The sequence below is a fragment of the Sphingobacterium sp. UBA6320 genome, from assembly GCF_002440335.1.
GTDB lineage: Bacteria > Bacteroidota > Bacteroidia > Sphingobacteriales > Sphingobacteriaceae > Sphingobacterium.
The window spans coordinates 21,624-33,751 of the sequence record NZ_DJTA01000031.1 but is presented as its reverse complement, the minus strand read 5'-3'; the positions used below and the strand labels follow the sequence as shown (position 1 = coordinate 33,751).

The 12,128-nt window shown below is 35.3% G+C and carries 9 protein-coding genes; 3 read left to right on the top strand and 6 right to left on the bottom strand.

Features of this window, described 5'->3' with window-relative positions; all coding sequences use genetic code 11:
- From glmS to B3P23_RS20055, 6 genes are all read right to left on the bottom strand, one after another.
- Positions 1-1,842, bottom strand: a complete 1,842-nt coding sequence (gene glmS, locus B3P23_RS20080; RefSeq protein ID WP_045754648.1) for a glutamine--fructose-6-phosphate transaminase (isomerizing) — start codon at positions 1,840-1,842, stop codon at positions 1-3.
- Positions 1,843-2,017: 175 nt separating this feature from the next.
- Positions 2,018-5,194 (bottom strand): efflux RND transporter permease subunit, encoded by a 3,177-nt coding sequence (locus tag B3P23_RS20075; protein WP_293929025.1) that lies wholly within the window; start codon positions 5,192-5,194, stop codon positions 2,018-2,020.
- Between the two features lie 16 nt (positions 5,195-5,210).
- Positions 5,211-6,269 (bottom strand): efflux RND transporter periplasmic adaptor subunit, encoded by a 1,059-nt coding sequence (locus B3P23_RS20070; protein ID WP_293929023.1) that lies wholly within the window; start codon positions 6,267-6,269, stop codon positions 5,211-5,213.
- Positions 6,270-6,281: 12 nt separating this feature from the next.
- Positions 6,282-7,631, bottom strand: a complete 1,350-nt coding sequence (locus B3P23_RS20065) for a TolC family protein (RefSeq protein WP_293929021.1) — start codon at positions 7,629-7,631, stop codon at positions 6,282-6,284.
- A gap of 21 nt (positions 7,632-7,652) precedes the next feature.
- The gene (locus B3P23_RS20060; RefSeq protein ID WP_293929019.1) at positions 7,653-8,264 is read right to left on the bottom strand and encodes a TetR/AcrR family transcriptional regulator; all 612 of its coding nucleotides are present in this window, start codon (positions 8,262-8,264) and stop codon (positions 7,653-7,655) included.
- A 157-nt stretch (positions 8,265-8,421) separates the two neighbouring features.
- Positions 8,422-9,093 carry an NUDIX hydrolase gene (locus B3P23_RS20055; protein ID WP_084405366.1) on the bottom strand — a complete coding sequence of 224 codons (672 nt, stop codon included), beginning with the start codon at positions 9,091-9,093 and terminating at the stop codon, positions 8,422-8,424.
- Between the two features lie 163 nt (positions 9,094-9,256).
- Between B3P23_RS20055 and pfkA the strand changes: the two genes are divergently transcribed.
- The 3 genes from pfkA to gap are packed head-to-tail and all read left to right on the top strand — an operon-like array spanning position 9,257 to position 12,117.
- The gene (pfkA, locus tag B3P23_RS20050) at positions 9,257-10,243 is read left to right on the top strand and encodes a 6-phosphofructokinase (protein ID WP_084405365.1); all 987 of its coding nucleotides are present in this window, start codon (positions 9,257-9,259) and stop codon (positions 10,241-10,243) included.
- A 19-nt stretch (positions 10,244-10,262) separates the two neighbouring features.
- Positions 10,263-11,114 (top strand): hypothetical protein, encoded by an 852-nt coding sequence (locus tag B3P23_RS20045; RefSeq protein WP_045754642.1) that lies wholly within the window; start codon positions 10,263-10,265, stop codon positions 11,112-11,114.
- Positions 11,115-11,118: 4 nt separating this feature from the next.
- Complete coding sequence (gene gap / locus B3P23_RS20040; RefSeq protein WP_045754641.1) at positions 11,119-12,117, top strand: type I glyceraldehyde-3-phosphate dehydrogenase; 999 nt, start codon at positions 11,119-11,121, stop codon at positions 12,115-12,117.
- Positions 12,118-12,128 lie beyond the last annotated feature (11 nt).

The window sequence follows — 12,128 nt, the reverse complement described above, 5'->3', positions numbered from 1 at the left end:
TTATTCAACGGTCACTGATTTCGCCAAATTTCTAGGCTTATCTACATCTTGATTTCGTTCTACTCCAATATAATAAGAAAGTAATTGTAAAGGAATCACAGACAGTATAGGTGCTACAATCTCATCAGCTTCAGGAATTTCGATATAATCTTCCGCTAATTGTTTAGACACTTCATCTCCTTCTGTAATAACAGCAATCACATGTCCTTTTCTTGCCTTTACTTCTTGGATATTGCTGACAATTTTTTCATGATAGCGATCCTTAGTTGCAACAAAAACAACAGGCAAATTTTCGTCTACCAATGCAATAGGTCCATGTTTCATTTCAGCAGCAGGATATCCCTCGGCATGTATATACGTAATCTCTTTTAATTTTAAAGCACCTTCCAAGGCTATCGGAAAATTATAGCCTCTTCCTAAGTATAGAAAATCACGAGCATCTTTATATTTGCGAGCTATTTCTCTAATCTTTGGAATTTGGCTATCTAAAATCGCTTGTACTTTATCAGGAACAGCATTTAATTCATTTAAAAGATGTGCATACTGAGCGTCGTCAATAGACTTTTTGATATGTGCTATTTTAAGAGCGATTAACTCTAAAACTGTCAACTGTGCTGTAAACGCTTTGGTACTTGCAACTCCTATTTCAGGTCCCGCATGTGTATAAGCACCTGCATGAGATAATCGAGCGATAGATGATCCCACTACATTGACTACACCTAAGATAATTGCCCCTTTACTTTTTGCATTTTCCAAAGCGACTAATGTATCTGCAGTTTCACCACTTTGTGATATGGCTAAAATAACATCCCCTTCGTTAATTATTGGATTTCTATAACGAAACTCTGAAGCATACTCCACTTCAACATTAATTCTGCAAAGTTCTTCAATTAAATATTCAGCGACTAAACCAGCATGCCAGCTTGTACCACAAGAAACAATGACTATACGGTTAGCTTTACATATTTGTTCTGCATACTGTTCAATACCACTTAATGTAATCGTCAATTTATCTAAATCTAATCGACCACGCATAGAATCAAAAATAGCTTGAGGTTGTTCCATGATCTCCTTTAGCATGAAGTGATCGTATCCTCCTTTTTCAATAGCAGCTAACTCCAAGTCTAATTTTTGTACATATGGTGTGACACGCTCATTTCCTATATTTTTAAGTATAAGCTCATCAGGTTTCACAATTGCCAACTCATAATCATTGATATAAACAACTTCATTGGTATATGCTAACATTGGTGAAGCATCAGAACCAAGAAAATGCTCACCTTTTCCAATACCAATTACCAATGGGCTTCCCTTTCTTGCTGCTATAATCGTTTCAGGATGTTCGGGTTCTATCAATAAGATGACGTATGCTCCTACAACTCGCTTTAAAGCAATTCGGACAGCTTCTTCTAAGCTACATGCATTATTTTTCTTTATTTCAGCAATAAAATATAATAACACCTCAGTATCCGTATCACTTTTAAATTCGTATCCCTTACTTAACAATTCATTTTTAATGGTTTGATAATTTTCTATGATACCATTGTGAATCATGGCTATTTGGCCATCTGGAGTATAATGTGGGTGAGCATTCTTATCCGAAGGTTCTCCATGCGTAGCCCATCTGGTATGTCCAATAGCTGTATGTGAACTCACATCATGGTCGGCTACAACGGCTTCTAAGTTTGCTACCTTTCCTGCTTTTTTAAAAACATGAAGTTTATTTTGTTGCACGATTGCTATTCCAGCACTATCGTACCCACGATATTCAAGCCTTTTAAGTCCGTCAAGAACGATTGAAAATGCTTGACGAGGACCTGTATAACCAACTATTCCACACATAATTTATTATTTAAGTTAATATTAAAATGATTGGTTCAAAATTAGCATTATTTTTCATGCAATCGATTGTTTCAAATAATTTTATGAAAATTTAACATTAATGGAATGTGAATAATATTAAAATGGAAAGGCCCTGCATGCAGGGCCTTTCCATTTTAATGAAAGTTATTTATAACTAGTGCTTCGTAGACATTTCATCTACATAATCGTCACTAGGAATGTAATCAGCGACCATCTCTGCTTCATAATCTATTTTCTCATGGTTTCCTAATCTTCTTTGAATTCCATCAAAAATTGAATACACCACTGGCACAATAATCAACGTTAAAAATAATGATGATAATAATCCACCGATAATGACAATGGCAATACCCCGGTTCATATCAGCACCGTCTCCTTGTGCCATAGCAATAGGAACCATACCGATAACCATCGCAATTGTCGTCATTAATATCGGACGTAAACGAGCATGATTTGCCGCAATTAGTGATTCATAGGTTGTAAACCCTGCATCTTTTTTATGATTGGCAAAATCAACCAACATGATGGCATTTTTAGCTACTAGACCGATTAACATAATAATACCTAAAATCGTAAAGATATTTAAAGTCTGATTTGTCAATGCTAACAATAAGAATGCTCCAATGAATGATAATGGAATCGAGAATAAGACAATAAATGGTGTTGCAAAACTATCATATAAGGCTACCATAACAAAGTACACTAAGATAATAGATGCTAATAATGCTATTCCTAAAGTACCAAATCCTTCTTGTTGATTCTCCATGTTACCTCCCCACTTGAAAGATACACCCGGTTTCAATTTTAGTTTTTTAAATTCAGTTTCCCACTCTGTTGCAATAGTACCAGCGGGCTTTCCTACTACCTGAGCTTGAACAGAAACAGAAGGTGACTTATCTCGACGTTCTAATAAAGTCGGTCCTGAACCATATTCGATATCGGCAAACTGCTCTAATGTGATTGATTCTCCTTTAGCATTTATAAACTTCAAGTTTTTAACATTGTCCATACTCGTTCTACCCGATTCATCATAACGAATGTTAATATCATACTCGGTATCGCCAGCACGGTATTTTGTATCCGTATTACCCGAAAATGCCGTTTGCATAGTTGCACCCACAGTAGCAACATTTAATCCTAAAGCATTCATTTTATCACGGTTCAACTGCACATTAATTTCTGGATTACCATCTTCGGAAGTCAACTTCACTTCTGTCGCTCCAGAGACATTGCGTAACAATGCAGCAGCTTTATCAGCAAATTCTAAAGCGTCTTTTTGCGATGAGGCTATAACTGTTAAGTTTAATGGGGCTTGCTCAGCTCCCATGATACCGATAGAAACTGTTTTCACTTTGGCACCAACGAGATGATTTTCCATTTCTCTCTTTAATTTCGCGGCATACACTTTTGTAGGCTCCAATTTATTATGACCATCCTTCAAATAGATTTGCATTTCAGACTTATATTTTGTTCCAGATGTACCTGCCATCATACCATCGGAGGCCTGCCCTACTGTAGTAATCACACGTTCAATTTCTGGTCTTCCAGCTAAGTATGATTCTGCCTTTTGAGTCATAAAATTTGTCTGTTCGACCGAAGCATCTTTATTAAGCTCCAGCTGCAGATAAAATTCTCCCTTATCATTACCTGGAAAGAAATCAGTTCCGATATAACCCATCACCAATAAACTAATTGATGCGGCAAACATAACAATCGTCACAACGAGCGTAACAACTTTATTCCATCTATTTTTTAACGACCACTCTAAAATTCCAGAAATCCAATGGGTCAATTTCTGTAAGCCTGCTTCAAATTTTTCTAAAATTCGACCAAAGAAAGTCGCGTTACTGATATGTGATAATTTTCCGAAACGCGAATACAACCAAGGTACCACTGTAAAGGATACCAATAATGATATTAAGGTCGCAAATATAACGGTTACACAAAACTGGCGAAGAATATCGGATACTAAACCCGATGATAGCGCGATTGGTAAAAATACAACTACAATAACCAATGTAATTGCGGTTACAGTAAAGCCAATCTCTGCGGCTCCATCATATGCGGCACGGATTTTACTTTTGCCCATCTGCATATGACGGTGAATATTTTCAATAACAACAATCGCATCATCCACCAAAATACCTACCACTAATGACAAGCCTAATAAAGACATTAAATTAAGGGTATATCCCATCACATAAAGTCCAATAAAAGTAGCAATCAAGGAAAGAGGAATGGCCACAACAGCGATAAAGGCATCACGTAAACTATGTAAGAAAAATAACATGATAAAACCTACTAATGCCACAGCAATCATTAAATCGTGCATGACATTACTTGCTGCATTAATCGTATATTCTGTTGAATCACTCGCTACGTCAATTTTAATATTTTGTTCCTTATAGTCTTTTTCAATAACGCCAAGAGTCTCTCTAACAAGTTTAGATACCGCAACCGCATTGGCGTCAGATTGTTTAAAAACTTGCATCAAAATTGTGTTCTTTTGATCGATACGGGATATTTTCTCAATATCTTTTATACCATCTTGCACATCAGCGACATCACTCAAACGAATTGATACACCAGAAGGAGTTGTTATCGGAAGATTGCGCATTTGATCTAAGGATGTAAATTTACCTGAGAGGCGTATGGTTGTCTGATTGTCTCTAGACTTGATACTACCAGTTGGGAAATCTAAATTAGAAGATGCTATGATTTTTTGAACATCACTTATTGTCAATCCATATCCTTCTAATTTTTCAGGATTTGCACTTACTTGAATTTCACGTTCTTCTCCCCCTGTTAGATCTACTTTTGCAACACCTAAAATGCGGGCAAAAACAGGTTGAATTTTTTGATCTAATAGATCATACAATTCTTTTTCTGAAAGACTGGATGTTACGGAAAGGTTCATAATCGCCACATCGTCTAGAGAGAACTTACTCAAAGATGGAGTTTTTGCATCTTCGGGTAAATCGTTAATAACCGCATTAATCTTACGTTGCGCATCAGTCAAAAGAAAATTGACATCTGCCCCAGTGTTTAAAGTAATCATCACGACCGAAACGCTTTCCATCGATTTTGTTTCGATCTTTTTCACATTTTCCAAAGATGATACCGCATCTTCTATTACTTTTGACACAGAAGTTTCCACTTCTGATGGTGCAGCACCTGGATAAACGGTCTGTACTGTGATCACATTCACATCAAACTTAGGAACTAATTCGTACCCTAAATTCAAATACGATCCGATACCACCAATAGTCAATAATAAGAATATGACTATGATAATACTCGGCCGCTTTATAGATATTTCAGAAATTTTCATTTAAAACTTGCGTTAATTATTTAATGATTTCTACAGCAGTACCATCCAATAAATTGATCTGTCCTGTCGTAATGACTTGCGCACCACTTTCAATACCTGAAATGATTTCGACTTTATCTCCAAATACTCTTCCCGAAGTCACTTTAGTTAAAACAGCTTTACCATCTTTGACCACAAAAACTTGATTTGAACTCACACTACCGACGAAAGCATCTCTTGGAACAACTAAAGCATTAGCGGTTTGTTCATCTCCAAAATATGCAGTACCGTACATACCCGCTTTTAAATCATTTGCCGCATTATTATTAATTTCCAGCTCTACAGGGAAATTTAGGCTTCCGTCTGCCTTAGGGGCAATAAATGTAACTTTACCCTGAAATGTTTTATTGGATAAAACCGCAGACTCTACCTTTATACTTTGTCCTAATTTCACAAACCCGATGTTTTTCTCATCTACATTTACCTTTAATTTCAAAGAAGATACATTGACAATTTCAAACATTTCATTTCCTGGACTTACATATGAACCAGGTTCTATACTTCTTTTATTGACGATACCCGCAAAAGAAGCTTTTACGTTAACATCAGAGGCTGTGATCTGTGAAGATCGCAAATTGTTTTTTGCATTTTCAAGTTGCAATTTCATTTGATCTAACTGTTGTTTCGTAACACCGCCAGTAGCATATGCGCTTTCAAATCGAGCCACTTCATTCTTTGCATTTTCATATACTGCTTTTGCATTGCTAACACTTACATTTTGTTTATCTCCGACGATAACTGCTAACGTTTGTCCAACTTTAACGTAAGCCCCCTCATCCACAAGTACACGAGCAACTCGTCCTGCAACTTCTGAAGAAAGTTTCACCTCTTGCTTGGGAAGAAAAGTACCGTTCGTTACATATACCGTATTAACATCTTTAAAACCAGCCTCAGCAATACGAACTGCAACAGCCGCATTCTTTTGTGCTACAACAGCCGTTTGTGATTCATTTTCTTTTTTATTCTTTTTCAACACGTACATAATACCTGCTAATGCAGCAATAATTATGACTCCCGTTATTAATATCTTTTTCATATATGTTGGTTACTATTTGCTATTTAATAATGTGTTTAATTCCCCTTTTGCTTTAACAAGCTGTATCTCTGCAACTTTATAATTTAACAATGAAGTACTCAAATTATTCTGTGCATCAGCATAAGCATTCTCTGCATCCAATAAATCTGTAAGTGTTGCTAGTCCATTTTTGTAGTTGTTTTGAGTGTTATCCAAAACTTCTTTTGCCAGTTTTACGTTTGCTCGATTACTATTTATTGTTAGTAGACTATTTGTAATTTGCGATCTCGCATTTTCATTCGCTAAGCTCAAAGCTAACTTAGTATCCTCTAAATCCACTTGAGCTTGTTTCAATTGAATAGTTGCTTGATTAATTTTAGCCTTAGTTTCTCCACCGTTAAATATTGGAATTGACAAATTTAATCCCAAACCAGAAAAACCAGACCATTTGACTCCTTCATTTTTTGAAAATATTGGAAAAGTCTGTCCCATTCCTAAATATCCTAAATTACCCGAAAATGAAAGATTGGGATAATATGCAGCTTTCATGGCATCACGATTTAGTTCTAGAAGTTGATTCTGCTTTTCCAATAAACGTACTTCTGTTCTTGATGATAAATTTGAAGCAGCCAAATCTGCTGTTGCAGGATTGATCTCAAATGTTTCATTGGGAAGTTTAACATCTTGCTCCATTGGCATACCAATAGCAAACTTTAAAGCATTTTCTTTCAATTTTAAAGCATTGACCAAAATTTGGCGATTTGCTTTTAAATTGTTGACAGCGACACTAGTTCGATCTAAATCAATCTTCTTTCCTAAGCCGGCTTCCACTAAACCAGCGATTACATCCCTTGTTTTGATCGTACTGTTTAGATTATTATCCACTGTTTGAAGCTGCAGTTGGGATTGAAAAACATCATAATAAGCATTTGCAACTTTTTCAATCAACTGTTCATCCGATAAATCTTTATTAATGACATAAAATTCTTTAGTAGTCTTAGCCGCTTTTAACCCCGTAAATAAAGATTGATTAAATAATTGTTGGTTTACCTGAAGAGTTGCATTTGACTGCCATTTTTGCCCCATAGCTACTAATACAGTTTCACCAGGTTTACCAATGATTTCACCAGGCAATGCAACCTTTTGTAGCATAGGATTGTATGTTAACGTTCCAGCACCAGTGATCTGCGGTAAAGCGCCTGCTCGAACTTCATCAATCTTATATTGGGCATTTTCCAAATCAAGTGTCGATTTTTTTGCCTCCGCTTTGTTTTCAAGCGCATATTTAAGTGCCTGATTCAGCGTTAAAATTTCTTGCGCATGCAAGAAATTAACTGAAAACAAAGCTGCTAATAGCACCCCTACTATTCTTATCTTTTTCATTTTTTATAATTGTTCGAAACCTTATTTAACTTTTAAACCATTGAATATTAACAAAGTTGCCTCTTTTTGTTTTTGCAGAACATCACCAACATTACATTGTGTTGGAATACCAGTAAATACATCGCACAGTATACCCACTAGCCCAATACTCTTCATAATGTATACATATATTTCACTTGCCTTATTTACATCTTCAACTGCTAATTCCTTATTATCCAATCCTTTTTGAAATAATTTAGCTACTTGGACAATTTCTTTTTCATGAATTTCACGCATCAAAGTTTGTAGTGAAGCGCCTTTTATCCATTCCATATTTTCATTCATATGCAACATGTAATGCTGCTCAATGAAAGATGATTTTAATTCCAATAGGGCTAAAACAAGATCAATAATTGATGAAGTAGACTTCTCAATCAATTCTTGCTCCAATTTTCTGAAATCATCTGTAACAGCTAGTATAACATCATGAATCAAAGCCGTTTTTTCGGGGTAATAATAATAAAGATTTGCTTTTGTAATCTTGACATCCTCTGCTATCTCATTCATAGTGGTTTTTGAAAAACCATAGTGCGCAAATCTTCGTATAGCCGCGGCAATAATCAGGTCTTTTTTATTATCAGTGTTTGACGACATATTTGATTCTAAACTTTTGACTTTATATAAAATTTGGTCAAATATACAAAAAGGTGAAATTTTTTGCAATTAATTTGTCAGTACATCGTCAATTTTATAAAATAAAAAAAAGTGTACACCTTATGACATACACTTTCCGTTATTTAAATTTTCCAAATTAGAATGTAATACTATTTTGGAATTGCTTTAAAAATTTACGTTTATCTAATTTATAAAGTCTAGCAGCACGATAAGCAACTCCTTTTTGGACTTCATCTAATTCCTTTAGAAAACCATAATTAATCATCTTTTTTCTAAAATTTCTTTTATCCAATTCCCTCCCTAAAATACTTTCATAGACTAATTGTAACTGAGTTAGGGTAAATTTATCTGGCAAAAGTTCAAAAGCAATAGGTGTATTCGCGATTCGCCGACGTAACTTTTCAACACTTTGCTTTAAAATAGTGCTATGATCAAACGCAAGATCAGGCACTTTGTTTAATGGAAACCACTTTGCCTGTCTCATATACGAGGTCACGGGCTTTAACTTAATTTTTGTCTTATCAAGTTGGAGGAGAGCATAGTAAGCTACGGTTAATATCCTTCCTTGCGGGTGTCTTTTTAGACCTGCGAAGGCATATAATTGATCCAAAAACACATCCTTAAGGCCGGTGTTTTCATACAGTATTCGCTTCACGGCATCTTCCATTTCCTCATCATTATTAACAAAAAATCCAGGAAGCGCCCACCAATCCTTAAAAGGATATTCATTTCTCTCTGTTAGTAAAACATGAAGTTCCCCTTCATAAAAACCAAAAATGACACAATCGACTGTAAATGTAGTATACAAAACTTTTCTAATTTATTATATTTACTTAAACCAATGAGTTGAATATGTAGCTTATGCCATAAAGTTAATAATATTACCTCAATTTTATCAAAACAAAAAAATAAAAAATAATTTCAATAGTGTAAAAAATACACTATATTCGTAAAACCTAAAATTTTTGACAGTGGTGAATATTAAAAGAATCGGAGTTTTTACATCAGGCGGAGACGCTCCAGGCATGAATGCTTGCATTCGAGCAGTAGTCCGCACAGCATTATACGAAAAATTAAGTGTTACTGGAATATACCAAGGATATCAAGGTATGTTAGACAGTAATTTTACAGAAATGACATCTCGCTCCGTAAGTAATATCATTCAATTAGGAGGCACGATCTTGAAAACAGCAAGATGTCTAGAATTCAAAACCAAAGAAGGAAGAGCAAAAGCATATGAAAATATCAAAGCTGCAGGTATTGATGCTCTAGTAGCTATTGGTGGCGATGGTACTTTTACAGGTGCTGAATATTTCTCAAAAGAATATGATATCCCCGTGATTGGTATACCGGGAACAATCGATAATGATCTATATGGGTCTGATTTTACACTAGGTTATGATACGGCTACCAACACAGTAATTGAAGCGATCGATAAGATTAGAGATACAGCTGCTTCTCATGAAAGGTTATTCTTCATCGAAGTAATGGGGCGCGATTCAGGTTGTATAGCTTTGAATGCTGGCATAGCAGGTGGTGCAGAAGCAATCTTACTACCTGAAAAAGAAACTGCCATTGATGAATTAATTGATCATTTATCTGCTGCTGATGGACGCGGCAAAAAATCTTCCTCCATTGTGATTGTTGCAGAAGGTGATCATAATGGTGGTGCATACAACGTTGCGAAAAAAGTCAAAGAAAAATTTGATTATTATGACACAAAAGTTAGTATCTTAGGGCACTTGCAACGCGGTGGTTCTCCTTCAAGTTTTGATCGGGTATTGGCTAGCCGTTTAGGTTTTGCTGCTGTAAAAGAGTTATTGAAAGGAAACAATCGCATTACAGTTGGTGTCAGGGGAAACGAAATCGTTACCACACCTTTAGAAGAAGCTATTAATAATAAAGAATACAAATTAAGTGCTGATATGCTAGAACTTGTTCAAGTATTGGCTATCTAGACTAAAGAAACGAATTCAGATGATTGCAGTAGTCTACAGTGGTTCAAAATTTGCAGATTGGAGGTTAGCCGACAAAGGTCGGGTGATCACTGGTTTTCGGACTAGTGGTATTAACCCCTATTTACAGGATGAAAGATATATTGCACAGCTTCTAAATAAGAATACCAATCTGATTAATAATGCTGAAAAAATTAAACGTATCTATTTTTTTGGCGCAGGGTCATCTTCTCCTGAACGCAAAAATAAAATCAAGGCTGTATTCGAAAAATTCTTTATCAATGCTAAAGTAAAAGTTGAACATGATGTGATCGCATCGGCAATTTCAACTTTTGGTGATGAAAAAGGAATCATTGGCATTATTGGAAGTGGTTCAAATGCTGCTTTCTACACGGGAAAAAAAGTAATCCCTAATAACTATGGTCTGGGTTATATTTTAGCTGATGAAGGATCGACAAATTGGACTTCCAGGTTATTACTTAAACACTATTTAACAGATACCCTTCCTCAGGATTTACAAGACAAACTGTTGAATAAATTTGCCATTGATAGAAAAATAATTTTAGAGAAGGTGTACAATTCTCCACAACCGACTATTTTTCTTAATTCATTCTCCGACTTTGTTTTAGAAAATAAAAATCATCCTTTCATCATTCAGATTGTGAAAAATGGATTTCGCTTATTTCTGAAAACTTTCATCAAGCCGCTATATAAAGAACATCCTGATAATGACATCAATTTTACAGGCTCTGTAGCTGCAAATTTCGAAGACCTTTTAAAAGAGGTTGCAACAGAAGAATTTAATATATCAATAGGAACAATTATTAAAGAACCTATTCATAATCTTATCAAGTATTATATCAATAAAAATTAATAATATGAAAATTGGAATTAACGGATTTGGCCGTATTGGTCGTTTAGCATTCAGAGCTGCGGTAAATCGTCCAGATGTTGAAGTTGTTGGTATCAATGACTTAGTCGAGCCAGATTATATGGCGTATATGTTGAAATACGATTCAACACATGGTAAATTTGATGGTACTGTAGAAGTTGTTAACGGAAACTTAGTTGTTAACGGAAAAACAATTCGTGTTACTGCAGAAAAAGATCCAGCAAACTTAAAGTGGAATGAAGTTGGTGCAGAAGTTATTATCGAATCAACTGGTTTCTTCTTAACACAAGAATTAGCTCAAAAACACATTGATGCTGGTGCTAAAAAAGTAGTTATGTCAGCTCCTGCAAAAGATGATACACCTACTTTTGTAATGGGCGTTAACCATAAAGAATTAAAAGCAGACCAACACATCGTTTCTAATGCTTCTTGTACTACAAATTGTTTAGCACCAGTTGCTAAAGTGTTAAATGACAAATTTGGAATTGTAGAAGGTCTAATGACAACTGTACATGCTGTAACTGCAACTCAAAAAACAGTTGACGGTCCATCAGCAAAAGACTGGAGAGGTGGACGTGGTGCTTACCAAAACATCATCCCTTCATCTACAGGTGCTGCTAAAGCAGTAGGTTTGGTTTTACCTGAATTAAAAGGTAAATTAACAGGTATGTCTTTACGTGTTCCTACTGCAGACGTTTCTGTTGTTGATTTAACAGTACGTTTAGAAAAAGCTGCCTCTTATGAAGATATTAAAGCTGCTATGAAAGAAGCTTCAGAAGGTGAATTAAAAGGTATCTTAGGTTATACTGAAGATGAAGTTGTTTCATCTGACTTCTTAGGTGATGCACGTACATCTATCTTTGATGCTAAAGCTGGAATTTCATTGAATGATCACTTTGTGAAAGTTGTATCTTGGTATGACAATGAGTGGGGTTATTCAAACAAAATTGTTGACTTGGTTCAAGAAGTAGGTAAATTAGGTTAATCTTGAATAAC